Source organism: Ottowia sp. VDI28, assembly GCF_049532675.1.
Taxonomy (GTDB): Bacteria; Pseudomonadota; Gammaproteobacteria; order Burkholderiales; family Burkholderiaceae_C; genus Ottowia.
The window spans coordinates 6,178,871-6,203,079 of sequence record NZ_CP149820.1; the positions used below are offsets into that span (position 1 = coordinate 6,178,871).

Annotated in this window: 30 protein-coding genes; 15 read left to right on the top strand and 15 right to left on the bottom strand. The window is 61.8% G+C overall.

Annotated features, from left to right (window positions below; genetic code table 11):
- Nucleotides 1-27: 27 nt before the first annotated feature.
- Nucleotides 28-696 (bottom strand): hypothetical protein, encoded by a 669-nt coding sequence (locus tag WJU18_RS29320; protein WP_423457814.1) that lies wholly within the window; start codon nucleotides 694-696, stop codon nucleotides 28-30.
- 330 nt (nucleotides 697-1,026) lie between these two features.
- Between WJU18_RS29320 and WJU18_RS29325 the strand changes: the two genes are divergently transcribed.
- The 10 genes from WJU18_RS29325 to WJU18_RS29370 all read left to right on the top strand — a co-directional run bounded on the left by WJU18_RS29325 (nucleotide 1,027) and on the right by WJU18_RS29370 (nucleotide 9,826).
- On the top strand, nucleotides 1,027-1,386 hold the full coding sequence (locus WJU18_RS29325) for a hypothetical protein (RefSeq protein ID WP_423457815.1): 360 nt from the start codon (nucleotides 1,027-1,029) through the stop codon (nucleotides 1,384-1,386).
- 243 nt (nucleotides 1,387-1,629) lie between these two features.
- On the top strand, nucleotides 1,630-4,404 hold the full coding sequence (locus WJU18_RS29330) for a hypothetical protein (RefSeq protein ID WP_423457816.1): 2,775 nt from the start codon (nucleotides 1,630-1,632) through the stop codon (nucleotides 4,402-4,404).
- Nucleotides 4,317-5,201: a hypothetical protein gene (locus tag WJU18_RS29335; RefSeq protein WP_423457817.1), complete on the top strand. Its 885-nt coding sequence runs from the start codon at nucleotides 4,317-4,319 to the stop codon at nucleotides 5,199-5,201. The genes WJU18_RS29330 and WJU18_RS29335 overlap by 88 nt, the downstream gene beginning before the upstream one ends.
- Before the next feature lie 100 nt (nucleotides 5,202-5,301).
- Entirely contained in the window at nucleotides 5,302-5,742 is a 441-nt protein-coding gene (locus tag WJU18_RS29340; protein WP_423457818.1) for a hypothetical protein, read from the top strand.
- 95 nt (nucleotides 5,743-5,837) lie between these two features.
- Nucleotides 5,838-6,992: a hypothetical protein gene (locus tag WJU18_RS29345; protein ID WP_423457819.1), complete on the top strand. Its 1,155-nt coding sequence runs from the start codon at nucleotides 5,838-5,840 to the stop codon at nucleotides 6,990-6,992.
- Nucleotides 6,993-6,996: 4 nt separating this feature from the next.
- On the top strand, nucleotides 6,997-7,845 hold the full coding sequence (locus WJU18_RS29350; RefSeq protein WP_423457820.1) for a tetratricopeptide repeat protein: 849 nt from the start codon (nucleotides 6,997-6,999) through the stop codon (nucleotides 7,843-7,845).
- Between the two features lie 82 nt (nucleotides 7,846-7,927).
- Nucleotides 7,928-8,251: a hypothetical protein gene (locus WJU18_RS29355; protein WP_423457821.1), complete on the top strand. Its 324-nt coding sequence runs from the start codon at nucleotides 7,928-7,930 to the stop codon at nucleotides 8,249-8,251.
- Between the two features lie 62 nt (nucleotides 8,252-8,313).
- The gene (locus WJU18_RS29360) at nucleotides 8,314-8,949 is read left to right on the top strand and encodes a hypothetical protein (protein ID WP_423457822.1); all 636 of its coding nucleotides are present in this window, start codon (nucleotides 8,314-8,316) and stop codon (nucleotides 8,947-8,949) included.
- Nucleotides 8,949-9,632 (top strand): OmpA family protein, encoded by a 684-nt coding sequence (locus WJU18_RS29365; protein ID WP_423457823.1) that lies wholly within the window; start codon nucleotides 8,949-8,951, stop codon nucleotides 9,630-9,632. Before WJU18_RS29360 ends, WJU18_RS29365 begins: the two co-directional genes overlap by 1 nt.
- A gap of 2 nt (nucleotides 9,633-9,634) precedes the next feature.
- A complete protein-coding gene (locus tag WJU18_RS29370) occupies nucleotides 9,635-9,826 on the top strand; it encodes a zinc ribbon domain-containing protein (protein WP_423457824.1) in 192 nt (63 codons plus the stop codon).
- Between the two features lie 979 nt (nucleotides 9,827-10,805).
- Here the strand turns inward: WJU18_RS29370 and WJU18_RS29375 are convergent.
- Both WJU18_RS29375 and WJU18_RS29380 read right to left on the bottom strand, forming a co-directional pair.
- A complete protein-coding gene (locus WJU18_RS29375; protein ID WP_423454084.1) occupies nucleotides 10,806-11,855 on the bottom strand; it encodes an IS110 family transposase in 1,050 nt (349 codons plus the stop codon).
- An 874-nt stretch (nucleotides 11,856-12,729) separates the two neighbouring features.
- A complete protein-coding gene (locus tag WJU18_RS29380) occupies nucleotides 12,730-14,070 on the bottom strand; it encodes an MFS transporter (RefSeq protein WP_423457825.1) in 1,341 nt (446 codons plus the stop codon).
- Nucleotides 14,071-14,223: 153 nt separating this feature from the next.
- Here WJU18_RS29380 and WJU18_RS29385 point away from each other — a divergent pair, with 153 nt between their 5' ends.
- From WJU18_RS29385 to WJU18_RS29395, 3 genes are read left to right on the top strand one after another with little or no spacing between them, the layout of a single operon-like run.
- Nucleotides 14,224-14,967, top strand: a complete 744-nt coding sequence (locus WJU18_RS29385) for a maleate cis-trans isomerase family protein (protein WP_423457826.1) — start codon at nucleotides 14,224-14,226, stop codon at nucleotides 14,965-14,967.
- A 26-nt stretch (nucleotides 14,968-14,993) separates the two neighbouring features.
- The gene (locus WJU18_RS29390; RefSeq protein ID WP_423457827.1) at nucleotides 14,994-15,680 is read left to right on the top strand and encodes a GntR family transcriptional regulator; all 687 of its coding nucleotides are present in this window, start codon (nucleotides 14,994-14,996) and stop codon (nucleotides 15,678-15,680) included.
- Nucleotides 15,658-16,311, top strand: a complete 654-nt coding sequence (locus WJU18_RS29395) for an isochorismatase family protein (protein ID WP_423457828.1) — start codon at nucleotides 15,658-15,660, stop codon at nucleotides 16,309-16,311. Before WJU18_RS29390 ends, WJU18_RS29395 begins: the two co-directional genes overlap by 23 nt.
- A gap of 68 nt (nucleotides 16,312-16,379) precedes the next feature.
- Here the strand turns inward: WJU18_RS29395 and WJU18_RS29400 are convergent, their stop codons facing one another.
- Complete coding sequence (locus WJU18_RS29400) at nucleotides 16,380-16,841, bottom strand: c-type cytochrome (protein WP_423457829.1); 462 nt, start codon at nucleotides 16,839-16,841, stop codon at nucleotides 16,380-16,382.
- Between the two features lie 135 nt (nucleotides 16,842-16,976).
- Here WJU18_RS29400 and WJU18_RS29405 point away from each other — a divergent pair, with 135 nt between their 5' ends.
- Nucleotides 16,977-17,648, top strand: a complete 672-nt coding sequence (locus WJU18_RS29405) for a cytochrome b/b6 domain-containing protein (RefSeq protein WP_423457830.1) — start codon at nucleotides 16,977-16,979, stop codon at nucleotides 17,646-17,648.
- Between the two features lie 139 nt (nucleotides 17,649-17,787).
- Nucleotides 17,788-18,282: a GNAT family N-acetyltransferase gene (locus WJU18_RS29410; protein WP_423457831.1), complete on the top strand. Its 495-nt coding sequence runs from the start codon at nucleotides 17,788-17,790 to the stop codon at nucleotides 18,280-18,282.
- A gap of 245 nt (nucleotides 18,283-18,527) precedes the next feature.
- Here the strand turns inward: WJU18_RS29410 and WJU18_RS29415 are convergent, their stop codons facing one another.
- The 11 genes from WJU18_RS29415 to rplC all read right to left on the bottom strand — a co-directional run bounded on the left by WJU18_RS29415 (nucleotide 18,528) and on the right by rplC (nucleotide 24,077).
- Nucleotides 18,528-19,031, bottom strand: coding sequence for a peroxiredoxin (locus tag WJU18_RS29415; protein ID WP_423457832.1), 504 nt, complete (start codon nucleotides 19,029-19,031; stop codon nucleotides 18,528-18,530).
- A gap of 125 nt (nucleotides 19,032-19,156) precedes the next feature.
- A complete protein-coding gene (rpsQ, locus tag WJU18_RS29420) occupies nucleotides 19,157-19,426 on the bottom strand; it encodes a 30S ribosomal protein S17 (protein WP_423457833.1) in 270 nt (89 codons plus the stop codon).
- Between the two features lie 10 nt (nucleotides 19,427-19,436).
- Nucleotides 19,437-19,634: a 50S ribosomal protein L29 gene (gene rpmC, locus WJU18_RS29425; protein WP_423457834.1), complete on the bottom strand. Its 198-nt coding sequence runs from the start codon at nucleotides 19,632-19,634 to the stop codon at nucleotides 19,437-19,439.
- Nucleotides 19,635-19,651: 17 nt separating this feature from the next.
- On the bottom strand, nucleotides 19,652-20,068 hold the full coding sequence (rplP, locus tag WJU18_RS29430; protein ID WP_423457835.1) for a 50S ribosomal protein L16: 417 nt from the start codon (nucleotides 20,066-20,068) through the stop codon (nucleotides 19,652-19,654).
- 2 nt (nucleotides 20,069-20,070) lie between these two features.
- Entirely contained in the window at nucleotides 20,071-20,976 is a 906-nt protein-coding gene (gene rpsC / locus WJU18_RS29435) for a 30S ribosomal protein S3 (protein WP_423457836.1), read from the bottom strand.
- Between the two features lie 22 nt (nucleotides 20,977-20,998).
- Nucleotides 20,999-21,328, bottom strand: a complete 330-nt coding sequence (rplV, locus tag WJU18_RS29440; RefSeq protein WP_028603963.1) for a 50S ribosomal protein L22 — start codon at nucleotides 21,326-21,328, stop codon at nucleotides 20,999-21,001.
- A gap of 11 nt (nucleotides 21,329-21,339) precedes the next feature.
- Entirely contained in the window at nucleotides 21,340-21,615 is a 276-nt protein-coding gene (gene rpsS / locus WJU18_RS29445; protein WP_147913664.1) for a 30S ribosomal protein S19, read from the bottom strand.
- Between the two features lie 10 nt (nucleotides 21,616-21,625).
- Nucleotides 21,626-22,450 (bottom strand): 50S ribosomal protein L2, encoded by an 825-nt coding sequence (rplB, locus tag WJU18_RS29450; protein WP_423457837.1) that lies wholly within the window; start codon nucleotides 22,448-22,450, stop codon nucleotides 21,626-21,628.
- 3 nt (nucleotides 22,451-22,453) lie between these two features.
- Nucleotides 22,454-22,774, bottom strand: coding sequence for a 50S ribosomal protein L23 (gene rplW, locus WJU18_RS29455; RefSeq protein ID WP_423457838.1), 321 nt, complete (start codon nucleotides 22,772-22,774; stop codon nucleotides 22,454-22,456).
- Nucleotides 22,771-23,391, bottom strand: a complete 621-nt coding sequence (gene rplD, locus WJU18_RS29460) for a 50S ribosomal protein L4 (RefSeq protein WP_423457839.1) — start codon at nucleotides 23,389-23,391, stop codon at nucleotides 22,771-22,773. Before rplD ends, rplW begins: the two co-directional genes overlap by 4 nt.
- Entirely contained in the window at nucleotides 23,391-24,077 is a 687-nt protein-coding gene (gene rplC / locus WJU18_RS29465; RefSeq protein ID WP_423457840.1) for a 50S ribosomal protein L3, read from the bottom strand. The genes rplD and rplC overlap by 1 nt, the downstream gene beginning before the upstream one ends.
- Nucleotides 24,078-24,209 lie beyond the last annotated feature (132 nt).

Here is a 24,209-nt window from a genome sequence, read left to right on the forward strand (position 1 = left end):
CTGCATCACGCAGGGCGGGCTTTTTGATCATATCGGCAAACACCGCACCACTGCATTCGGCATCGCGAGCTTCTCCGCATAAAGCCCTTTGCGCTCCGGCAGCAACTGCGCCCCAAGCCCCTTCATCACCACCACTTCCGCCCCAGGCTTGACCCCACCGTAGCACTCACCCAGTGCCGCCAGGGTGTTGCCCAAAGCCTGACCCTGTGCCTTCTGGTCAGGGCTCTTCTGAAGCGTTTCCGCATGATTCTTGAGCCACTCTGAATAGGTGGCCAGTGCGGTATCCGGCAACTTGGCCCTTTCCTCCTCGGGAATCATGCGCGCATAAAGGGCTTGCAGGCTCTGCTCGCCAGGCTGTCCCATCACGAGCACGGCGTCGTAATGAACCTCATAGGCGCTTTCCCTGTAAATCACTTGATGGATCGAATACCGCAGCTTGCCCTTCTCGCCCCCCAGTGTCTGGATCAGCTCGCGTGCCGCGGCGCTGTTGGGGTCGCTGGCGAGCTGGGCGTCCAGCGCGGCGGTGATTTGTTCGTCGCTGGGGTAAGTGATGTTCTGCCCTCCAGAGGGCGCTGGAGAGCAAGAAGCCAGCATTAATGCAGCTGTAATAAATAGCCCGATATTCAAAGATGAGTAAATCATTTTCATGAAAATATGATGAAAACTTCCCATACGGAGAAGAAGATAAATTATCATCCTTAATCATATGATTTCTCGAAAACGGAGATTCAACAAAGTTAAAGACCTGTTTGTTACCAGTCGCTTTAAAATCTCTCATTTAATTTCAAATGATTCTCCACGTAAGATTTTTGTTCGTTTCTTGACAAGAATTTCCCACCTTTCGCTATCAAAATAAAAGCAAAGCTTCAAGGATAGACTGGATCAATTGAATTTATGACGGCCATATTTCAGAGAATCCCTTGAACTTTTCTTTACGTTCCTTTGTAGAGTTAGTGATGAGAATGCACCCGCTAGCCGCGTGAGGCTGCAATTCAAATCAATCCCCTATCTCGAAGGAACATGAATATGCGAAAAATTGCTACCGCCGCTGCTGCCGTTCTGGCGCTGACCTGTGGCACGGCATTTGCCCAAAGCGGCAACGTGACGATTCCCGGCCTGCTCTCTGGCAAAGGCTCGGCAGGCTCCGAAATCACCCGCAGCAAGATCATCCTGTCCGGCAACAAGGCGTCTGACGTGACGGCCGGTGGCGGCAAGGTGGGCATCAAGGTGGCCGAGGTGTCGATGGAAGGCGTGGCCAACGTCAACAGTGTGAACATCACCGGCTCCAAGGTCACCGATTCGGAAATCATGCTGCTGGACAACGAAGCCAAGAACATCCAGGCCATCGGCGGCACCGCCAACGTCAACACCGTGAACATCAACTAAGCGGCTTGGCGCAGTACCACGGCCCATGCGAAAGGGGTCCAGGAGCTTCCGCATGGCTGGTTCCGCCCGTCTCCGGGCGGAACCGCTTTCGCTTTCATTCCTGACCAGTTGCAAAGCATCGGTCTGCAGAAACGGCTTTGGGGGAACACCCGGTTCGCGGCTAGACGCCCCGGCTAAAGCCGCTCCTACAGACAGTCGTCTGCAAAAGGCATGGATTCACAGGCTTCATCTAAGGAATTTTGAGTGCGCAAGACGCGAACGTCATCACCGCATTGGCTTGCCTTGAGCGTGCTTGGCACCGCCATGGTTTCACTGGCACCGCACGCGGCTGCCCAGGAATCCATGTTGGCGGGCCTGGGTTGGCACAAGAACAGCGCTGGCACCAAAATCGACGGCAACTCGCAGATCCAGGTACAGGGCAACAAGTCGCAAGGCCCTGTGACCTCCTCCGGCGGAAAAGGGTCCGCGCTGGTCAACATCGGAATGAGCGTGGATCTGGCGGGCACGGCGCAGGCCAACGGCGTCGGCATCGCCGCCATGAACGTGCGCAGCTCCCAGACACGGGTGCTGAAAAACGAGGTCACCGGCTTTGTCAATGCGTTGGGCGGCGCGGCCACTGCGAACATGATCCTCGCGGCCAGCGGCACGGGCAGCAAGCCCATGACGTCCAGCCAGCTGACCGTGATGAACAACCGGGCATCGCAGATCGATGCGTTCGGCGCCAAGGCATCGGTATTGCTGGGAACAGGATCGCTGCAGATGCCGGGCAGGGCCACCGCCAACAGCGTGCTGCTGGATGCCACGGACGTCGACAATTCGCGGACGGACCTCATGGAGAACAAGGCCGACGGCATCGTCTCCATGGGCGGCGCAGCCTTGGCCAACGCGATGACGGGTGCCCGCAGCCAACTGCGCCAAACGCAGATCCGGAGCACGGGAAACGAGGCCAAGGACATCCGCGCCGGCGGCGGCAGCACAGGGTTGGGCCGCGGCATGCTGGCCCAGGTGGATCTCACCGGCGTGGCGGCGGCCAATACGGTGGCGGTGACTTCCAGCGAGCTTCAGGGCGCCCAGTTGGGCCTCTCGAACAACAAGGCCACGCAGATGAGCGCCACAGGCGGCAGCGCGCTCGCCAACAGCATCAGCTTCACGGAGCATCAGCTCACAGGCGGCGCTGGCTACAACGCCGGCCTGTACAGCAACACCGCCCGCAACGTGCAGGCCTTTGGAGGTGAAGGCAGCATTCTGGGCGGCGCGCTGGCCGATGTGCGGGTTTCCGCGTCGGCGCTGGCCAACGCCATCTCGGTGCAGAAAGGACAGCTCGCGCAGGCACCGTTGCATTCGCTGGCCCATAACGAGGCCACCGATGTGGTGGCCACAGGGGGCGCCGCTTCGGCCAACAGCATCTGGTTGGACGAAGCCACGGTGCAGGGCGGCTCCATCCAGCTGGGGCACAACCGTTCGGAACAAGTGCGCACGACGGGGGCCTCGGGCTCCATCGGCGCGGGCATCGTGGCTTCGGTGGACCGCAATGGCCGCGCGCTCAGCAACTCGGTCGCGGTCGACCGCCAGTCCACGCTGGATCAGGCCACGCTGAGCCTGCAGTCCAACGAAGGGCGCGGCATCACCGGCACGGGCGGCTTCGCGGCCGCCAACTCGGTCACAGTGAGTGAGGGACGCATCCAGCAATCGGTCGTGACGTTCCTGAACAATCGGGCCGATCAGGTGCAATCGACCGGCTATGCCGCGCAGGCTGGCGGCGGCCTGCTCTATTCCGCGGGGCAGCAATCAGCGGCCCTGGCGAACGCGCTGGCCGTGACAGGCTCCCAGCTGGACGCGAAGAGCCTCACGTTCTCGTTCAACGAAGCGTCCAACCTGGCGGCGCGCGGCGGCATCCTGATGGCCAACAGCGTTTCGCTCGAAGATGGCGGCGGCGCAAGCTCTCAGCTCTCGGCTGCGGGAACGCTGATGAACAACACGGCGAGCAGCATGAGTTCGGCCGCCAAATCCACATCCGCGGCCGCCGGCCTGGCACGCAGCGACAGCCGCGCGCGGGCGGCCGCCAACGCCCTGGTGCTGCATGACAACGCCATGATCGACGCGTCGTCCGGTTGGCTCATCGGCATGAACCAGGCGCGCGACGTGCATGTCGACGGCGGCACGGCGCTCGTCAATGCGCTGGCGGCCTACCGCGGCGCGCGCATTCAGAACAGCCCGGTCACGATCCTCAGCAACCAGGGCCACGATATCCGTGCATCGGGCGGCTCTTCGCAGGTGGCCGGCGTGGGCTCCAAGAGCAATGGCGTGCTGGCGGCCAACAGCCTGTATCTTGATGGCTCGGAGGCCAACCGGCTGACGAACACCCCGCTGCAGATCATGGGCAACACGGCTCGCCAATTGAACGCGCAGGGCGGCCGCATCAACGCCAACGCCGTGGCCCTCAACGGCCGCGGCAGCCTTGAAAACAGCACGGCCAGCATCTTCGGCAACACGGCCGCCAACCTGCACAGCGAGGGCGATGAAGGCACCGTGGCCGGTTTCGCGGCCTTCGGCAAAGGCGTGGGACAGGCCAATGCCAACACCGTTCAGGTGCTCTCCGCCATGCGCATGGCCAGCCTCCAGCTGATCGGAAACACCGCCAGCGACGTGAGCGCGACAGAAGGCCTGGCCGCCGCCAACAGCATCACCCAAGGCGATGAAGGCCGCATGGAGCGCCTGACGGCCACCCTGGTCACCAACACCGCCGGCCAGGCGCGCGCCGAAGATGGCAAGACGGCGCTGGCGAACAGCGTGCATGCCGATGGAAGCCTGGAGAACGCCTCTGTCCAGATGGTGGGCAACCAGGGCAGCGCACAGGCCTCCGATGACGATGCGCTCGCCAACAGCGTGCGCAGCCGCAAGGGGGCCGCATCGCGGAATCTTCCGTCTCCGTGGCCGTCAACCGCGGCAGCGCGAACGGCGGCACCGCCAACAGCGTCGACGTGGAAGGCAGCCTACGCGGCAGCCAGGTGTCGGTGATCGGCAACCAAGGGATGGCAAGCCGTGGCGGCGTGATCAACAGCGTGGCCGGCAAGGGACGGATCTCGGGCAGCAGCATCACCATTCTGGGCAACAGCGGCTCCGCAAACGAGGGTACGGTCGACAGCGTGCGCGTGGGCGGCAGCATCGCCGGCTCGCAACTGGCCATTCTCGGCAACCACGGAAGCGCCAATGGGGGCGGCACCGTCAACAGCATCACGGGCGATGGCTCCATCAGAAGCAGCCAGATCACCATCACCGGCAACAAGGGCAGCACCAGCCGGGGCGGCGTGGTCAACAGCGTGAAGAACTCCGGCAGCATCTCCGGGGCGCAGATCGCACTGCTCGGCAACAACGGCTCCGCCACGGGCGGCGGCACGGTCAACAGCGTGGACAACAGCGGCCAGTTGAGCGGCCGGGTACTGATTGCGGCCAACCGCGGAAGCGCCACCATGGGCGGCACTGTGAACTCGCTCGTCAATCGGGGAATCATGACCGGCAACGTGGTGATCGCCGGCAACAACGGCCGCTCGATGGCCGGGGGCACTTCCAACTCAGTCATCAACCATGGCGTGATCAGCGGAACGGTGGCTATCGTCGGCAACCGGACGGCCGCCGCGGCCGGCATCACGTCGGGCAGCGTGCGCAACCTGGGCGGAGCCATCGTCGGCTCCGCCGGGGTAGCGGGCAACTCAGCCTATGCCGCCAACGCCGGCTACACGTACAGCACTCCATCCATAGGCGTGGTGAACAACTCCGTCACGGTAGTCCCTGCATTCAACGTCATCAGCAATTGAAAAGGTAAAGGCCATGAAAAATGACCCCCACGCTTCTCACACTTCGTGTGTTCCGCTGCCCCCCAAGGGGGTACTTTTTCATCTTGGGAACGGCCCTGCGATGAAAAATCATCCCCCTCTATCCGCTTCCATCCGCTCTTTGGGGCTTGGCGCCGCACTGGCCGTATGCGGCTTGAGTGCCCAGGCACAGATGGTGAACTACGGCGAACAGATGTCCAAATACAAGGACATGGCGCAATCCGGCGTGCAGCTCAATGACGGCGTGTTTCCGTCGGTGAGCGCCAAGGCGCGCGTGAATCATGCCCTGGCATCGAATTCCTTGGTGGACCAGAGCGCGCTCGTGCAGCCCGATGGCACGCTGAAGCTGCCGGACAACCAGCAGAACATCGTCATCCGTACGGATTACTCGAACGTGACGCGCGGCGCGGATGGAACCCTGCGCATCGCGAGCCCGGTCATCCAGGGCAACGTGAACGGCAGTGTCACGTTGTTCGTCGAAGGCCGGGGGGTGGAGAACATCACTGTACTCAACTCGCGCTGAGAAAAAGCCATTCGGTCCTGATGCCCGTCATTCCCCCTGGTCACAGGCGGGAATGACGCTGCATTTTGGGAAGCCCTTATTTCAATTGAACCAATATGAACAGAACATTTTTCCGGAGGGTGGCACTGGCCTTGGCCGCGGCCTCGTTGGTGGGATGTGCGACGACCGAGAACACATTCAATGATGTGAACAAACTGATGGTGGAGCGGGAGGCCGACAAGCTGCGCCCTGTCTCCAATCTGAGCCCCTACGCCGAGTCGCTCCTGCGGTTCGGCCAGATGCTCGACATCTACAAGGAAGGCGACCCCGTCATCTACATGCAGACGCGCAACATCATGGATGCGACCAACCTGTCGAATCCGCTGGTGGGCGCGGAAATCCCCGGGGACATCACCGAGATGGTCCGCACCGCGGTGAACCGCATCGGAGCGCGTGTCGTCTATGTGCCCTACCATCCGGACTACCTGGTGTCGCAGGCGCAGCTGGGGGCCAAGTTCGGCGTGACGATGCCTGATTTTCTGATCACCGGCGCCTTGACCGAGTTTGACCGGGCTATCGCCGGTGCCGGGCGCTCCAACTCCGTGGGCATCGGATTCGGCGGCGGCAATGGCAAGACGGAACTGGGTGCCGACGTCAAGCGTACGGCCATCTTCTCGGCGCTGGCCCTGGATCTGAACCTGGTGAGTTTCTCCACCCAGCAGATGGTGCCGCGCATTCAGGCCTCGAACGCCATCAAGGTGCTGAACTTCAGCTCCGAGGACAACGCCAGCATCGGCTTCTACGGCGACGCCTTCGGCTTCAAGCTGGAGGGCAAATACCTGCAGGGCCGGCATTCGGCCATTCGCACCCTGGTCGATCTGAGCGTGCTGGAGCTGGTCGGCAAGGCGACCAATACGCCCTACTGGCGCTGCATCCCTGGCGGCCAGCCTGATCCGGTGGTGGTGAACAACATGCGGCTGGCCTACGAGTCCTTGAGCCCCGAGCTCAAGCTGGGCCTCATTCAGGTCACGCTGCGCAAGTATGGCGAGCCGGTGCAGGTCACCCAACAGCTCGATGAGCCCACTCAGGAGGCGCTGAAGAAGGTGTACTCCGAACGCTATGCGGCTGCGGGCCCCGTGGACGTGCTGCAATGGAAAGGCTTCGAGCCGCTGTTCTTCGGGGTGCCGATGGCCTGGGATGGAACGCTTGAACCCAAGGAGGCCAAGGTACAGCCGCCAGTTCAGCCCGCCACCCCCACCAAGGAAGGATGAGCGCATGAGGAAGTCCCCGTCTTCGGCTTTCCCAAAACTGATGCGTTCGTCATTCCCGTTGGCAATGATGCTCGGGCTGCAGCTGGCGCAAGCTCAGACCGCACCGCCACCCGCGTCCACGCAGACCCCGGCGGCCCGGCAAGAGCAGACGCAGCCCGTCAATGCCTCCACGGCGGCCCGGTTCATCGAGAACTGCAACGATTCGCTCCAGCGCGGCCTGGTGGATCCGGGGTGCCAGGCACCGATCTACCGCAACGAACTGAAACGCCTGAAGAAGGAAGCCATCACCACGCAGAACCCCAACCTGCTGTCTTTCGTGGGCGATGCCTACCGCAATCCGCGGACTGGTTTTGGAGATATGGGCCAGGCGTACCGCTGGTATCTGATGGCCGCGGTCCGGGGCGATCCGCAGGCGATGCAGCGCCTGGCGGAAATGAACCGTTCCGGCCTGGGCGTGCCCAAGGACAACGTCAAGGCCATGGGCTATGCACGGCTGGTGCAGCGCATGACACAGGCGGGCGCCAACGCAAAGCCCAACGTGGTGTCGATCATCAACGAACTGGGCGACCAGATGGCCGTGGAAGAGATCGCTCTGGCCGAGCGCTTCGCGACCCAGTTGGAAGAGCAGATCCTGCGCCAGGGCGGCGGTACGGACGCGGGCGGCTCTCCGGCCAGTGTCCCTGTCACGCCCACGGCCCCGCCCCCGGCGTGCCGCAGCCGTCCGGCATGCCTTTCCCGGGTACCGGAGCAGCAGTCACCCCGGGAACCGCATTGCCGGGCGTGCCCGCGCCACGCACCCCTTAGAACGTGTTCAAGCGCGTATTCAAAGCATGCTCTGACAAGGAAGACATGATGAATTTCCCCCTCGCCACCAGAATGAATCCGAGCAACCATCGCGCAAGCCCCCTCGGTGGTGGCTACCCGGTGCGGGGTTGTTGCTGGCCGTCATTGCGCATGCCACAGGGGCGCAGGCAGCAGGCGCAGCCTCTTCTTCCGATCCGGGACCCGGCAAGCAGCCCAGGCAGGAGCAGGCCGGCAACCGGATCGAAGTCTCGGGTAACAAGGTGTCTGGCGTGCGCTGCGCCAATGGCGGGTCGGTATCCGTCAACAGCGTGAATGTGAATGGTGCGAGCCTCAAGGGGCGTACCGTGATCATCCAGGGGCAAAACGAAGACACCGTGAAGGATGTCGATTGCGCGGATCAGCCTGATGGCGCCCGAAAGGCGCCCGCGCAGATCAACAGCATCACGATCCGCTAAGCCGTGCGCCGCTTCTTTCACATTCACACCACGATTTTTTTCCGAAGCTGAGGAGCCACATAATGATCAGAAAAATGCCTGCGCGGACAGCCGCATGTGGCAGGGAACAAGGAGGAGCAGTCATCTGCACGCTGGCGCTGGCCATGATGCTGGCCGCCTGCCAGGACAAGCCAGCGGACACCCCGGCCGCCGTGAATCCGCCGGCTACGAACAACCCTGCACCGGCCCCTGCGCCCACACCGGCACCCGCCCCCGCACCGGCCCCTGTGGCGCAGCTCACGCCGCAGGCGGGGGCTTCGGGGCAAGTATCCACGGAGCCCAGAAAGCTCCCGCTGAGCATTCAAGGGGTCTCCGCTTCAGGGGCCACGGTGCGCGTCAAGAGCATCGAGATCGGCACCGATGCCACGGTGCTGGATGTGAGCATCTCGTTTTCCAACAGAATCACGAACAGCACCATGCTGGCGCACCTGGACACTTTCCTGGAAGACGAGAACGGTGCCCGGCTGCAGATCAAGCGGCCTGAAGACAACCGCAACCTCACCATCCATGCGGGTGAAACACTGAACGGGCAACTGGTGTTCATGGGAGTAGTGCCCGCATCCGCGCGCAAGATGCGCCTGGTGTTCAATGAAGGCAATCCGGACGACAACATCGTCGCGCCGGGATTGACGGTCGATCTGCCTCTGCAGGGGGGTTGATGCGCCTGATCGCATTCGTGTCCGCCGGCACGATGGCGCTGTGCGCTTCCGCGCCGGCCCAGGAAGTGCTCCGCTCCGGGCGGCCGCTGTCGGGCCAGGCCTCGCGTCTGGAGCGCGTCCAGAACGCGCCCCAGACATCGCTCAAGCGCCAGGAGACCCCTGGCGGTCTGACGAGCAGCCGCGTTGAAACCGCGCTGCGGCCCGACGCGGGGCCGGACACCGTGCTGCGCGAAGCCGAGATTCCGCCCGCCCGGCTTGAGCGCACCCGTGTGTTGCTGCAGGAGTTCAAGGCCCAGCCCACGCCGGAGAAGGCCATTTCCATTGATCTTCCGGCCGATGTGCTGTTCGATTTCGACAAGTACGACCTGCGCCCCGATGCGCGGCCTGCCCTCGACCGGGCGGCAGAGCTGATCGCGGGTTATCCGAAGGCGCCACTGCTCGTGCGCGGCCATACGGACAGCAAGGGAAGTGATGCCTACAATGACCGCTTGTCCGAGTTCAGGGCGGAAGCCGTAGCCATGGAACTCCAGAAACGCACCGGACGCATGGCGGCCACGCAGGGCTTGGGCCGGCGCGAGCCGATCGCCCCGAACTCCACCGAGGATGGCAAGGACAACCCCGAGGGGAGGCAGCTCAACCGGCGGGTTCAGATCCTGATCGAAGCATCCATGAAAGGCAATTGACGATGGCGCTCATCAGCTGCCCCGAATGTGGGCATACCATCTCCACCAAGGCCCAGGCCTGTCCATCTTGCGGCTATGTGCTCAAGCCGAGTGAGCAGGACGGGGGCGTGGTCCGCTGCAGTCGCCGCATGTCTGGAGTACGGCGCTGGGGGTCCTCGGTGCGTGGCTGGTCACGCCGTGGATCGCGCGCTTGATCGTGGCTTTGGCGGTGTGTGTGTTGGGCTACTTTATGTTTACGGGGAAGTAGGGGCTTGTTTGCGATTTAGATGAGCGGTTTTGCCGCTGGGTGTCCTGGTTTGGGGGTGCGTTGTTTAATAACCGTCGGTTGTTGACCTACGGTCGGAGGCCGGGATTGCCCCCGGCGGTGCAGTCACCTTCTTTTGCGTCGCCAAAAGAAGGTAACCCAAGAAAAGGCGACCCCACTTGCCGTGTCCCTGCGCTGCGCTACGGGCAACCTGTGGTGCTCGATCGAGGGGCGGTGCTGCAGAACTCGCTTTGTTCACTACGTTCACGCCGCTCAAACAGCTGCAGCAAGCTAGAGCACGAAGCAAGGGCATCTTGCAGTGCCCTTGCCCACCCCTCGCTCTGTGCTCCTCGGCACGGCCAGAGGGGACCCGCGGCTCGGGGCTTCGCTGCGCTCCACCGTCTTTACTCCTTCCCCCGCTGGGCATAGGTATCTACACATCTTTGGATTTCATCCCCGTCATTCCCGCGCAAGCGGGAATCCAGGGAAAAGATGCGCGGATACCCAACACGGATTGCAGTGGGGTTGGCAGAATGGGGATACAAAGCGAGTGCTTTTGCTGGCGTAGTGTCACGTAACCCTGGATTCCTACTGGGGCATCCCACGTTGTCAAGCGAATATGGTTGTTATTTCTGATGGTTCTGATGGTTTAGTTGTTTATTACGGAGCTGACTGCAAGGACACTGAACTGAACGAAGAAAGACGGCCTACCTACTGACGGTCTTGTTGACGAGCTACGAAGAGCTTGGTGTCGGACCCAGATACGAGCCGCTCAGCGGAGGCTCCCATTCGCCTTTCGTGGCCTGAACAGGCCACCTGGAATCCATCGAGCTTATCCGCTGCCGGTCTAACCTGTTCAATTGATCTGCGAAGTGCCGTCCTGTTGAAACATCATTTTTTTGATAAACGAAACATGTGTCGATCTACTTCTACGTCGGTTTGACGCTCACATGATTGGCCACAAATGGCTGGCCTCGCGTGAACATCGCCCATAGAATGCGGGCGTTCTTGGCTGCCAGCGCGACAGCCGCCTTTTGCCAGCCCATGCGCTCACGCAACTGCTGCGCCCACAGCCACACTCGCTCCTGGCGTGGCTTGCTGCAGTGAATGGCCGATTTGGCGCCCTGCACCAGCAGCATCCGCAAATACGTATCTCCCTGCTTGGTAATGCCGCCAAGGCGGCTCTTGCCACCGCTGGAGTGCTGCGAGGGTGTCAACCCCAGCCAGGCAGCAAACTGCGCAGCCGTTTTGAACTGACTGAAGTCGGCCACGCTGGCCACGAGCGCCGAAGCGCCTATAGGCCCAATACCCAGTAGCTGCTGAGCCTGCTGAGCTCGACTGTCTTGCTTGATGTGTTGTGCAATGCGCTGCTCGCACCAGCCAATGTCCTGATCAAGCTGGCGCCACTGCATTTGCAGTCGCTCAATGCTTAATCTCACCAGCGCGGGCATCTCGTTGCTGGCATCCTCGTTGAGCTGGGTCAGCTGCTCCTTGAGCTTGCCCACCCCTTCAGGACACACCAGACCAAACTCGGCCAGCAGTGCACGAATACGGTTGATGCACGCAGTTCTGTCTTTCTCCCAGCCTTGACGCAGGGTGTGTACACCCAGGATCGCTTGCTGCTCGGTCGTCTTGATCGGCACAAAGTGCATTTGCGGGCGGCTGGCAGCCTCGCACACCGCCGCAGCATCATTGGCGTCATTCTTGCCTTTCTTGCCCTGCAAACGGTATGGCGCCACTAGATGAGGCGCGATCAGGCGCACCTGCAAACCAAGCTGGCTGAGCCGGCGTGCCCAGTGATGCGCTCCAGTACACGCCTCCATCACCACCAAACAACCGGCAGGCAACTTCGCGCACCAGGGCAGGAAACCTCGCCGCGCTAGCGCTCGGCGCACCAACACACCTGCCTGAGCATCCACCGCATGCACTTGAATCAAGTTCTTGGCCAGATCCACTCCAACTCGTGTAATCTCACTCATGGGACTTCTCCTTACTCTTTAGATTGACGTTCGCACCTCAATCTTGGCGCTTCGACGCCGTTCCTGGTAAGTGGGAAGTCCCCTCGTATTCGCCTGCGCGGGAATGACGGGAGATACCTATGCCCTCTGGGGGAAGGTTGGGCTGGGGGCTTTCACCGCGCCACCTGCACAGCAGAAGACCGTTCAGATCAACCGCGGTGAAAGCCCCCGCCTTAACCCTCCCCCAACGGGGGAGGGAATCAATACCGTGAAGCGCTATGGGGCTTGTTGGAAGGACAGCGAATGAGCAACCGCCGCAGACCCATCACCGGATGGCTGGCCTCCCAACCCTCCCGGATGGCCTCCCCGCAATCGGGAGAAGGAGCAAGACTACCGAGCACAGCGAGGTCTATTGATTCGCAGGCCGAGCAAAGCGCTGGCCCGAGCCGCGGATCCCCTCTGGCCGTGTCGAGGAGCACAGAGCGAGGGGTGGGCAAGGGCACTGCAAGATGCCCTTGCTTCGTGCTCTAGCTTGCTGCAGCTGTTTGAGCGACGTGAACGTAGTGAACATAGCGAGTTCTGCAGCACCACCCCCGGATGGCCGGCCCCTCGATCGAGCACCGCAGGTTGCCCGTAGCGTAGTGTAGGGACGCGACCGGCTAGGGCGTCCAGTGGGGTCGCCTTCTCTTGGGTTACCTTCTTTTGGCGACGCAAAAGAAGGTGACTGCACCGCCGGGGGCAATCCCGGCCTCCGACCTCAAATCAAAAAGCAGAAGGTCATTTGGAAGCAGAAAGCCGTTCAGATCAACCGACAGTGAAAGCCCTCATCGGATGGCCGCCCCCCAGCCCTCTCCCAGGGGGAGAGGGAGATCCCAGCAGAGACCTCCAGGAAAACTCAACCCACCTTCTCATTCACCAACCGACTGGGCAACAAAACCGTCACCACCGCCGCCAACACCAAGCTCCCAGCCGTCATATACATACCAGCCGAGCCGCTGCCCGTCGTATCACGCAGCCACCCCACCAGGTACGGGCTCACAAAGCCCGACAGATTGGCCACCGAGCTGATGATGGCGATGCCGGCAGCGGCGGCCCGGTCGGACAGCAGCACGGTGGGCAGGCGCCAGAACTGGGCGAAGGCGGTCAGGATGCCGGCAGTGGCCACGGTGAGCGCGGCGATCGCGAAGAACGTGTTGTCCTTGTGGGACATGCTCAGGTAAAGCCCCACGGCCCCGGCCAGGGCCGCCAAGGCCAGGAACAGCTTGCGGTCGCCTCGCGCATCGGCAAGCCGCGCCACATACACCATCGCGATGGCCGCAGCGCCATAGGGAATCGCACTGAACAGGCCGATGTTGAGCAAGCCGGTAATGCCCGCCTCGCGCACCATCGTGGGCATCCAGAAACCCATGCCATAGATCCCCAGGCCGATGCAGAACTCGATCAGGCACAGCACCCAGACCAACGGCTGCGTGAAGGCATCACGCACCGAAGCGCCAATGGTGCGCTGGCTCTCGCGCTCGATATTGGCCGCCAGCGTGCTTTTCTCCTGCTCAGTGAGCCAATGGGCGTCCTTGATGCGATCCCGGAGCACCACCAACACGACGATGCCGAGGATCACCGAAGGAATGCCCTCGATCAGGAACATCCATTGCCAGCCCTGCAGCGAGCCCACCTGATGGAAACTCTCCAGCAGCCAGCCGGACAAAGGCCCGCCCAGCACCCCAGCGGCCGGCACCGCGAGGAAGAACAGCGCCAACGCCTTACCCAGACGGCTCGGCGGAATGAAGTACGTGAGATAGAGAACAATGCCGGGAAAGAAACCCGCCTCGGCCACACCCAGCAGGAAGCGCAGCACATAGAAGGAGGTGGGCGTCTTCACGAACATCATCGCTGCCGACAAGGCGCCCCACGTGATCATGATCCGCGCGATCCATACGCGTGCACCCACCCTGTGGAGTACCAGATTGCTCGGCACTTCGAAAAGAAAATAACCCAGAAAGAACACACCGGCGCCGAGGCCGTAGACGGTTTCGCTGAACGACAGGTCATTGAGCATCTGCAGCTTGGCGAAGCCGACGTTGATGCGGTCCAGGTAAGACATGACGTAGCTGAAAAACAGCAGCGGAATGAGCTTCCGGAACACCTTGCGGTAGAGGGTGTCTTCGCTCTGGGGCCGGACGCCGGCCCCGTGTGAAACACCTGGCACAGCGGAATCCAGGACGCGCGTATTGGACATGGTCGTATTGCTCGGTATAGGCAGCGCGTTGGCTGCTAATTTGTCGACAATCAATGTAATTTCAGACTATTTAAAGCTTGATTTCACATTGATTGTGGACAATCATAGGCACTTCGTGGAATTCACACAAGTACTGACCGCAAAGGAAACGACATGACCGATGCCCTGGGGTGGCGCCAGAAGTTCGCCGTTCTCATCCCGTCCACCAATACCAGCGTGCAACCCGAGTTCGACGCGATGAGGCCGGTGGGCGTCACCAATCACATCAGCCGCATCCGCATTCCGAACATTCCGCTGAACAACGATGCGGACTTCCAGCGCCTCATCGAGCTCATTGCCGCGGCACAAGATGAAGCCGTCGATTCAGTGATGTCCTGCGAGCCCGACCGGCTGGTGCTGGGCATCTCGGCCGAAACCTTCTGGGATGGCCTTGCCGCCAGCCGGAAGCTGAAGGCCTATCTCGAAGAGCGCACCAAGCTGCCTGTCTCCATGGGGTCGGAGGCCTGCGCTGCGGCGTTCTCCGCCCTGAACATCCGCCGCATCGCGGTCGTGACGCCCTACCAGGAGATTGGCGACCGCAATGTGGTCCGCTTCTTCGAAGAGGCTGGCTACGAGGTGCGGCGCATCAAGGGCTTGCGCTGCGAAAGCCCGGTGAAGATCGCCCACGTTCAGGAGCCCGAACTGCGCGCCGCCTTGCAAGAGCTGGACGGGGACGACATCGACGGCATCATTCAGGTAGGCACGAACCTGGCCATGGCGCGCCTCGCGGCTCAGGCCGAAGTATGGCTCGGCCGGCCCGTGCTGGCCATCAACACGGCCATCTATTGGCACGCGCTGCGCGCTTCGAACATTGCTGATCGCATCGCCGGCTTCGGCACACTCCTTGAGCGATACTGAAACAAAGACCGCGCAAAGGGATACGAATGAAGCAAGTCAACGGTACGGCGACCGTCGCCCACGAGCTGTATGCCGTGATACGAGAGCGCATCGTCAATGGCCTCTATGGTCAGGGCATGCGCCTCACAGAGCAGCAGATTGCCGCCGAGTTCAACACCTCCCGCACGCCCGTACGGGAGGCGCTGCGGCAGCTCACTGCCGATGGCTTTCTGGTTTTCAAGCCGAACAGCGGCACACTGGTGCGGGAATGGAGCACGCAGCAGATCCACGAGCTCTTCGACCTGCGCGTGCTGATCGAAAGCGAAATCGCGCTCCATGCCGCGGAACACATCGACGACGCGGGGCTTTCGGAGCTGACCAAGGTGCAGGATGAGATCGAGGCCAGGGGCGCCGACATCAGCGAGGAAAACACCGTTCGCATCGGCCACCTCAACCGGCGCTTCCACGCGCTCATCGCACAGGCGAGCGACAGCGAACGCTTGACCTCCGTGCTCTCCAACGCGATCGAGCAGCCGATCGTGCAGCGCACCTTCCGCCGCTACACCGTACCCCAGCTGGAACGCAGTTTCGCTCATCACCGCGAGCTGCTGGATGCTTTCCGCAGCCGCAACGGAGCATGGGCCAAGAGCATCATGACCTGCCACATCCACGCCGCCAAGTTCGCCTTGCTGCAGGACAATCCTCACGCCGATGACAACGCCGACACCCCCTAGCCCTGCCTCCAGCGCCACCGCCAACTATGCCGATTCCGGCGCCTTCGGCGCTGAGCTGGGCACCGGCACGCGGCAGGCCCTGCTGATGATCGATTTTGCCCAGGCCTACTTCGACCCGGCCAGCCCGCTGTATGCGGCTGCGCCGCAGGTGTTGGACACCGCGGGCGAGCTGCTGCGCTGGGCCCGCTCACGCGGGATGCTCATATGCCACACGCAGGTGGTCTACGACGAGGCGGGATTGAATGGGGGCGTCTTCTACCGCAAGATCCCCGCGCTTTCGAACTTCCGGCGAGGCCACCCGCTCGGCGCTTTCGTACCGCCCGTGCAGCCACAGGCCGGCGAAGCGGTGGTAGAGAAACAGTACGCAAGTGCCTTCTTCGGCACGTCACTTCTGAGCCTGCTGAACGCGCAGCGCATTGATTGCGTGCTGATCGCGGGCATGAGCACGAGCGGCTGTGTGCGGGCCACCACGGTGGATGCGGTGCAATTGGGGTTCATCCCCTTGGTCGTGGCCGACGCCTGCGGCGATCGTCATCCGGCGCCGCATGAAGCCAACCTGTTCGACATGCAGGCCAAGTACGCGGATGTCATGCCCTTTGAGGCATTGCGGCAAAAATTGGAGCGCGGGTAACCTGCACCTCCCGCGCTCTGCGTTCGTCCACGGGCGCTGGCTGGCATCCCAGCAGCACCCATTCTGGTTCAACGCTTGCGGAAGTCGTCGTGGCAAGCCTTGCAGCTTTGCGCGGCGGGGCCAAAAGCGGCCTTCAGGTTGTCCAAGTTACCGGTTTTGGCAGCGGCGGCCACCTTGGCCACTTCAGCCTGCATCTTCTCGCTGGCGCCCTTGAACTTGGCTTCCTCTTTCCAAATTTCCGGGCGGGCCGCGCTGGGGCGGCTGCTGCTGGTCTCCGTGCCGGGGCCGAACGCATGCCAGGGCAACTTGGAAACCAGGGCTACCACGTCGGCGTCGAGCGAGGCGGAAGCGGCATCGAAAGGAATCTTGCCCTGGGCCATGCCACCCAGATGTCCAAAATGGTTGCCTAGAAGGGCGAGCGCGCTCTGGCGGTATTTGATCGCATCCTCCGGCTTGGCGAACTGCGCGGCGGCAGGCACGGCCAGGCTGGCGGCGCCAAGCGCCAAGACAATGGACATCAGTTTTTTCATCGGGGGAACCTTTCCTTGGAGTGGGGAACTACCGAAGGGCCAACAAACCGCCATGAAGCCACTACACTGCGCTTGAACGGCCGCTCCGGCTTGCAAGCATATCGTGTTTGAGTTTCAAAAATAGCATTTCCTCGCATGAAATCCATTCGTATCTGGGACCTTCCCACACGTCTTTTTCACTGGCTGCTTGCGTTGGCGGTGATTGGGCTGCTGATCACCGGAAACGTCGGCGGCGACGCCATGAACTGGCACTTCCGCCTGGGCTACACGGTGTTCGGGCTGCTGGCCTTCAGGCTGATCTGGGGCCTGATCGGCGGGCGTTGGTCGAGGTTCACTTCCTTTTTCCCGACCCCAGCCCGCTTGGTCCGCTATCTTCGCGGCCAGGCCACCCCTGAAGATCTTGCCGGACACAACCCGTTGGGCGCCTTCTCTGTGCTGGCCATGCTCCTGGTGCTGGCCGCGCAGGTTGCGAGCGGCCTGGTGTCTGACGACCAGATCGCCTTTGCCGGACCGCTGACCTCGCTGGTGTCGGGCAACACCGTCGGCTTTGCAAGCGGCTACCACAAGGACATCGGGCAATGGCTGATCATCGCCCTGATCGTGCTGCACGTGCTGGCGATCCTGTTCTACTGGCTGGCCAAGAAAAACAACCTGTTCAAATCCATGCTGGGAGGCGACAAGACACTGCCGGCCACAGTGGAGCCCGCGCACGACACCTTCGGCACGCGCGTGAAGGCGCTCGTGGCGATAGCCGTTGCCGCTGGCATCGTCTATTGGGTGATACAACTGGGAAACACTACTTTCTAAGAGCATGTCCAAGGTCTCCTCGCGGACCACTTGGCACGCCCCTTCAAATTTGAAGGGGTTTCACCTGTAACCGCTTACGCGTCACTGAGCTAAACTGAGTCCGAGACTGACATTCGCGCCCTCTGCGCACCTTACGACATTGGACAAGCCCCCACCCGTTGCACTCGTGACTGCCCACACGCCCGAACAGATACAGGCCGTGGGTGAGTTATTTCAGGAATATGCCGCCAACCTGGGAATCGATCTGGATTTCCAGGGCTTCGAGGAAGAGCTGGCCCAATTGCCCGGCGATTATGCGGAGCCGCGTGGCACCCTGCTGCTGGCAATGGTAGATGGCGAAGCTGCTGGCTGCTGCGCGCTGCGCCCGCTGGACGATGTGGATTACGGCAACGCCGCCGAAATGAAGCGCCTGTATGTGCGCAAGGCTTTTCGAGGCTTCGGCCTGGGCCGCCAACTCGCCGAAGCCATTCTGGAAGCCGCCCAGCGCCTGGGCTACGCCAGCGTGCTCCTCGACACCCTGAGCGACATGGAAGCCGCCCGCGCGCTCTATGAAGAACTGGGCTTCGCCGAGATCCCGCCCTACTATCACAACCCCGTCGTAGGCGCCCACTACCTCAAGGTCGATCTGGGCTAGGAGCCGAGGACGGGCGGGTTTGAAACCCGCCCCTACGGCAGCCCGTAGGTTGGGCTGAGCGCAGCAATGCCCAACAAAGCGGCGCTTCCTCAACAACGGCTGCCTGTTGGGCATCGCTATGCTCAGCCCAACCTACCAACACAAGCGGCCGCGGAGCAGGCCATCCAAGTGCTGCCGCGGAGCTGGCTTCGCCAGGCCGCTGGCAGCGTCCCCTGGGGGAAGGCGCGCAGCGCCTCAGGGGGGCCTTATCTAGCTTGAGCCAGCATGGTGGCGCCGTCGCTGACCTCGAATTTGCCAGGGCCTTCGACGTTGAGCGTTGCCACCTTGCCATCCTTGACGAGCATGGAATAGCGGTTGCTACGCACGCCCATGCCACGGCCCACCAGGTCCAGCGTCAGACCAGCGGCCTTGGCGAACTCGGCGCTGCCGTCTGCCAGGAAGCGAATCTTGCCCACGGCCTTCTGGTCGCGTGCCCAGGCGCCCATGACAAATGCGTCGTTCACCGAGAGGCACCAGATTTCATCGACGCCCGCGGCCTTCAGAGCCTCGGCATTGTCGAGATAGCTGGGCACATGCTTGGCCGAGCAAGTAGGCGTGAACGCGCCAGGCACGGCAAACACGGCTATGGTCTTGCCAGCGGCCGCCTTGGCCACTTCCACCGGGTTGGGGCCAATGCTGCAGCCATTGCCTTCCACTTCGGAATACTCGGTCAGGGTAACGGCAGGCAGGGTGTCTCCGACTTTGATCATGGGATGATGCTCCTCATTGGTGGGTTGAAAAAATACAAAAAAAACGACCCACATTGTGGGCCGTTTTCAGGGATATGCGCACAGTGTACGCAAGTAGGCTTGGTGCCTGCGAGGCTTTAGTGGTCTTAAACCACTGCGGCTTTTTGCACCAGACGCGTCGCTACCCAGTTCTTGGTCTTGGACAGCGGGCGGCTTTCGGTGATCTCGATCACGTCGCCCAGCTTGTACTCACCCTTTTCGTCGTGGGCGTGGTATTTGCTGGAACGCATCACGATCTTGTCGTAGATCGGGTGCTTGACGCGGCGCTCGATCAGCACCGTCACGGTTTTGGCGCGCTTGTCGCTGACGACCTTGCCGACCAGCGTGCGCTTGAGGGATGTCTTGGCTTCCGTCATGGTCACGTCCTTACTTGGCGGCCGATTGCTTTTCAGCAATCAGGGTCTTGGCGCGCGCGATGGCGCGGCGGGTCTGGCGCAACTGGCTGGTGTTGTTCAGCTGTTGCGTCGCCTTTTGCATGCGCAGGTTGAAGTGGGCCTTTTGCAGGTCCTTGACTTCAGCTTGCAGAGCGGCAACGTCTTTTTGACGCAGTTCAGCGGTGTTCATTGTTCATGCTCCTCGCGTTACTGGCCGACCATGCGGGTGACAAACGTGGTGCGCAGCGGCAGCTTGGCAGCGGCCAGCTGGAATGCCTCGCGCGCCAGGGCTTCTGGCACACCGACGATCTCGTACAGGACCTTGCCCGGCTGGATCTCGGCCACGTAGTACTCGGGGTTGCCCTTACCGTTACCCATACGAACCTCGGCCGGCTTGGTGGAAATCGGCTTGTCGGGGAACACACGGATCCAGATACGGCCACCGCGCTTGACGTGACGCGAAATCGCACGGCGAGCGGATTCGATCTGGCGCGCCGTGAGGCGGCCGCGATCGGTGGACTTGAGACCGAAGTCGCCGAAGGCCACGGTGTTGCCACGAGTGGCGATACCGGTGTTACGGCCTTTCTGCTCCTTGCGGTATTTTCTGCGTGCAGGTTGCAGCATGTTTACTCTCCTTTGGCGCCGTCAGCTGCTGCAGCTGGCGCGGCTTTGCGTACGCGCTTAACGGCGGATTTGGCGTCGGCCCCTGCGGCCTCCGCGGGTTTGTCGCTGCCATCGGCAGGAGCGGCATTGCTGCCACCGGCGCCACGGCCGTCACGGCGCGGGCCACCACGGCCGGCGCGATCGCCGCCCGGGCCACGGCCATCACGGCGCGGACCACGCGGACCACGGCGCTCTTCGCCTTCTGGGCGGGGAGTGCTGTCCAGCGAAGGCGCATCGTTGCGGCCCAGCGTGTCGCCCTTGTAGACCCACACCTTGACACCGATGATGCCGTAGGTGGTCTTGGCTTCGCTGAAACCGTAGTCGATGTCGGCGCGCAGCGTATGCAGCGGCACGCGGCCTTCACGGTACCACTCAGTACGAGCGATCTCGATGCCGTTCAGACGGCCGGAAGACATGATCTTGATGCCCTGTGCGCCCAGACGCATCGCGTTCTGCATGGCGCGCTTCATGGCACGGCGGAACATGATGCGCTTTTCGAGCTGCTGGGTGATCGAGTCGGCGATCAGCTGAGCATCGACTTCAGGCTTGCGCACTTCTTCGATGTTCACGGCCACCGGCACGCCCAGCTTCTCAGCCAGATCTTTCTTCAGCTTCTCGATGTCTTCGCCTTTCTTGCCGATCACCACGCCCGGACGAGCCGAGTAGATGGTGATGCGGGCGTTCTTGGCGGGGCGCTCGATCAGCACGCGCGAAACGGCGGCGTTCTTCAGCTTGGCCTTCAGGTACTCGCGAACCTTGATGTCTTCGGCCAGCATGCCGGCGAAATCACGGTTGTTGGCGTACCAGCGGCTGGCCCAATTACGGCTGACGGCAAGGCGAAAGCCGGTTGGATGGATTTTCTGTCCCATAGTCTTTCAGAGGCCTTCCGTATCAGTAGCCGACCGTCACGTACACGTGGCACGTGGGCTTCGACAGGCGCGCACCTCGGCCCTTGGCGCGGGCGGCCGAGCGCTTGAGCGTGGTGCCCTGCTCGACATAGATCGTCTTGACGCGAAGCTCGTCGATATCGGCACCGTCGTTGTGCTCGGCGTTGGCAACTGCCGACTCGAGCACCTTGCGCACGATAGGCGCGGCCTTCTTCTGCGTGAAGTTGAGGATGTTCAGGGCCTGATCCACTTTTTTACCGCGGATCAGATCGGCAACCAGACGGCCTTTGTCGACCGACAGGCGTACGCCGCGAAGGACTGCACGTGTTTCCATGAGTCTTCTCCTTATTTCTTGGCTTTTTTGTCCGCCGCGTGGCCTTTGAAGGTACGCGTGAGGGCAAATTCACCCAGCTTGTGGCCGACCATCTGGTCGGTCACGTATACCGGAACGTGCTGCTTGCCGTTGTGCACGGCGATGGTCAGCCCGATGAATTCGGGCAGGATCATCGAGCGGCGCGACCAGGTCTTGACAGGCTTCTTGTCTTTGGTAGCGACAGCCTTGTCAACCTTGGCCAGCAGGTGATGGTCAACAAACGGACCCTTTTTGAGAGAGCGAGTCATTTGTCAGTCCTTATTTCTTGCGACGCGACACGACCATTACCTGGGTGCGCTTGTTGTTGCGGGTGCGATAGCCCTTGGTCAGGTTGCCCCACGGATCGACAGGCGCGCGGCCCTCGCCGGTACGGCCTTCGCCGCCACCGTGCGGGTGGTCGATCGGGTTCATGGCAACGCCGCGAACCGTCGGGCGGATACCCATCCAGCGCTTGACACCGGCCTTGCCCAGTTGGCGCAGGCTGTGCTCTTCGTTGGCAACTTCACCAATGGTGGCGCGGCACTCGATGTGGATCTTGCGGACTTCGCCAGAACGCATACGCACCTGGGCGTAAGTGCCCTCGCGCGCCAGCAGGGTGGCGGAAGTACCGGCCGAGCGGGCGATCTGCGCACCGGCACCGGGCTTGAGCTCGATGCAGTGAATGGTCGAACCCACTGGGATGTTGCGGATCGGCAGCGTGTTGCCGGCGCGGATAGGCGCCTCGGAACCGCTCATCAGCTGGCTGCCGACTTCCACACCGCGCGGAGCGATGATGTAGCGGCGCTCGCCGTCGGCGTAGCACACCAGAGCGATGTGCGCCGAGCGGTTCGGATCGTATTCAATACGCTCGACCTTGGCGGGGATACCGTCCTTGTTGCGGCGGAAATCAACCACGCGGTAGTGATGGCGGTGACCGCCCCCACGGTGACGAGTGGTGATGTGGCCGTTGTTGTTGCGGCCAGCCTTCTGGAACTGGGGTTCCAGCAGCGGCGCGTAGCCTTCACCCTTGTGCAGGTGATCGCGCGTGACCTTGATCTGGCCGCGGCGGCCAGGCGAAGTCGGTTTGATCTTGATGACAGCCATGATTTAAGCGGCCTCCCCGAAGTTCAACTCCTGGCCTTCCTTGAGGCGGACGTACGCTTTACGCACGTTGTCGCGGCGACCGATGGTACGGCCGAAACGCTTGACTTTGCCCTTGGTGTTGACCACGGAAACGCCCTTGACTTCCACCTTGAACAGCAGTTCAACGGCGGCTTTGATCTCAAGTTTGGTGGCGTCTTGCAGCACCTTGAAGGTGACCGCATTGGATTTCTCTGCCACCATGGTGGCTTTTTCAGAGATGATGGGCGCCACGAGCACTTGCATCAGGCGGCCTTCATCGAATTTGTTGGCAGTGGTGGCGCTCATGCGAACATCTCCTTGAGCTTGTCGATGGCACCCTTGGTGACCAGCACTTTCTTGTAGTGCACCAGCGACACCGGATCGGCGTAACGCGGCTCGATCACGAGCACGTTGCCGAGGTTGCGCGAAGCCAGGTACAGGTTCTCATCGACCTCGTCGGCGATCACCAGCACGGAATCCAGCTTCATGGCCTTGAATTTGGCAGCCAGCTGCTTGGTCTTGGGCGAGTCGACCTTGATCGAATCAACCACGGCCAGGCGGCCTTCGCGTGCCAGTTGGGAGAAGATGGACGCCATGCCGGCGCGGTACATCTTCTTGTTGACCTTCTGGCTGAAGTTTTCGTTCGGCAGGTTCGGGAAAATCCGACCGCCCCCACGCCACAGCGGGGAAGACGTCATACCGGCACGAGCGTTGCCTGTGCCCTTCTGGCGGAAAGGCTTCTTGGTCGAGTGCTTGACCTGCTCGCGGTCTTTCTGCGCGCGGGTACCCTGGCGTGCGTTGGCCTGATAGGCCACCACCAGCTGGTGAATCAGCGCTTCGTTGTAATCGCGACCGAAGACAGTCTCGGGGGCGTCCACTTTGGATGCCGCCAGGCCTTGGTCATTGAGGAGTTCAAGCTGCATTACTTAGCCCCTTCCTTCGCGGCCGCTTTCGGCTGGCCCTTGACGGCGGGACGCACGGTGACGAAGCCACCACGCGAGCCAGGCACCGCACCCTTGATCAGCAGCAGCTGACGAGCCTCATCAACGCGGATGACGTCGAGGTTCTGGGTGGTCACGGTTTCGTCGCCCATATGGCCGGTCATTTTCTTGCCGGGGAACACACGACCGGGGTCCTGTGCCATGGAGATCGAGCCGGGCACGTTGTGCGAACGGCTGTTACCGTGCGAAGCGCGCTGGGAACTGAAGTTGTGACGCTTGATGGTACCGGCGTAGCCTTTACCGATGGAAGTGCCTTGCACGTCCACTTTCTGGCCCACGCTGAACACGTCGGTCACGGGCACGGTGCTGCCAGCGGCGTATTTGCCGGCGACATCGCCTTCCACGCGGAACTCACCAATGATTTCACCGGCTTCGACGCCCGCTTTCGCGAGGTGACCGGCTTCGGGCTTGGTGACGCGAGAGGCCTTGCGTGCACCAAACGTGACCTGAAGGGCCACGTAGCCATCGTTTTCCTGGGTTTTGACCTGGGTGACGCGGTTGTTCGACACATCGACCACCGTGACAGGCACTGCATCGCCGTCATCAGTGAACAGACGCATCATGCCCACCTTGCGCCCCAGCAACCCCAATCGATTGCTTTGACTCATTTATTGCTCCAGTACTTTCACCGCGCCTGCTGCAATTGGCCTGCGCGTTTGGTATATGAAAGAAGGGTTGAAATTAACTTGCTCTTTTTCTCATGCTTCCATGGGAAAAAGAGCAAGCCTGCGATTATAGCG

Coding starts and splice junctions, on each gene's coding strand:
- WJU18_RS29320 (WP_423457814.1), bottom strand. CDS start 696: ATGATAATTTATCTTCTTCTCCGTATGGGAAGTTTTCATCATATTTTC.
- WJU18_RS29325 (WP_423457815.1), top strand. CDS start 1,027: ATGCGAAAAATTGCTACCGCCGCTGCTGCCGTTCTGGCGCTGACCTGT.
- WJU18_RS29340 (WP_423457818.1), top strand. CDS start 5,302: ATGAAAAATCATCCCCCTCTATCCGCTTCCATCCGCTCTTTGGGGCTT.
- WJU18_RS29345 (WP_423457819.1), top strand. CDS start 5,838: ATGAACAGAACATTTTTCCGGAGGGTGGCACTGGCCTTGGCCGCGGCC.
- WJU18_RS29350 (WP_423457820.1), top strand. CDS start 6,997: ATGAGGAAGTCCCCGTCTTCGGCTTTCCCAAAACTGATGCGTTCGTCA.
- WJU18_RS29360 (WP_423457822.1), top strand. CDS start 8,314: ATGATCAGAAAAATGCCTGCGCGGACAGCCGCATGTGGCAGGGAACAA.
- WJU18_RS29365 (WP_423457823.1), top strand. CDS start 8,949: ATGCGCCTGATCGCATTCGTGTCCGCCGGCACGATGGCGCTGTGCGCT.
- WJU18_RS29370 (WP_423457824.1), top strand. CDS start 9,635: ATGGCGCTCATCAGCTGCCCCGAATGTGGGCATACCATCTCCACCAAG.
- WJU18_RS29375 (WP_423454084.1), bottom strand. CDS start 11,855: ATGAGTGAGATTACACGAGTTGGAGTGGATCTGGCCAAGAACTTGATT.
- WJU18_RS29380 (WP_423457825.1), bottom strand. CDS start 14,070: ATGTCCAATACGCGCGTCCTGGATTCCGCTGTGCCAGGTGTTTCACAC.
- WJU18_RS29385 (WP_423457826.1), top strand. CDS start 14,224: ATGACCGATGCCCTGGGGTGGCGCCAGAAGTTCGCCGTTCTCATCCCG.
- WJU18_RS29390 (WP_423457827.1), top strand. CDS start 14,994: ATGAAGCAAGTCAACGGTACGGCGACCGTCGCCCACGAGCTGTATGCC.
- WJU18_RS29395 (WP_423457828.1), top strand. CDS start 15,658: ATGACAACGCCGACACCCCCTAGCCCTGCCTCCAGCGCCACCGCCAAC.
- WJU18_RS29400 (WP_423457829.1), bottom strand. CDS start 16,841: ATGAAAAAACTGATGTCCATTGTCTTGGCGCTTGGCGCCGCCAGCCTG.
- WJU18_RS29405 (WP_423457830.1), top strand. CDS start 16,977: ATGAAATCCATTCGTATCTGGGACCTTCCCACACGTCTTTTTCACTGG.
- WJU18_RS29415 (WP_423457832.1), bottom strand. CDS start 19,031: ATGATCAAAGTCGGAGACACCCTGCCTGCCGTTACCCTGACCGAGTAT.
- rpsQ (WP_423457833.1), bottom strand. CDS start 19,426: ATGACGGAAGCCAAGACATCCCTCAAGCGCACGCTGGTCGGCAAGGTC.
- rpmC (WP_423457834.1), bottom strand. CDS start 19,634: ATGAACACCGCTGAACTGCGTCAAAAAGACGTTGCCGCTCTGCAAGCT.
- rplP (WP_423457835.1), bottom strand. CDS start 20,068: ATGCTGCAACCTGCACGCAGAAAATACCGCAAGGAGCAGAAAGGCCGT.
- rpsC (WP_423457836.1), bottom strand. CDS start 20,976: ATGGGACAGAAAATCCATCCAACCGGCTTTCGCCTTGCCGTCAGCCGT.
- rplV (WP_028603963.1), bottom strand. CDS start 21,328: ATGGAAACACGTGCAGTCCTTCGCGGCGTACGCCTGTCGGTCGACAAA.
- rpsS (WP_147913664.1), bottom strand. CDS start 21,615: ATGACTCGCTCTCTCAAAAAGGGTCCGTTTGTTGACCATCACCTGCTG.
- rplB (WP_423457837.1), bottom strand. CDS start 22,450: ATGGCTGTCATCAAGATCAAACCGACTTCGCCTGGCCGCCGCGGCCAG.
- rplW (WP_423457838.1), bottom strand. CDS start 22,774: ATGAGCGCCACCACTGCCAACAAATTCGATGAAGGCCGCCTGATGCAA.
- rplD (WP_423457839.1), bottom strand. CDS start 23,391: ATGCAGCTTGAACTCCTCAATGACCAAGGCCTGGCGGCATCCAAAGTG.
- rplC (WP_423457840.1), bottom strand. CDS start 24,077: ATGAGTCAAAGCAATCGATTGGGGTTGCTGGGGCGCAAGGTGGGCATG.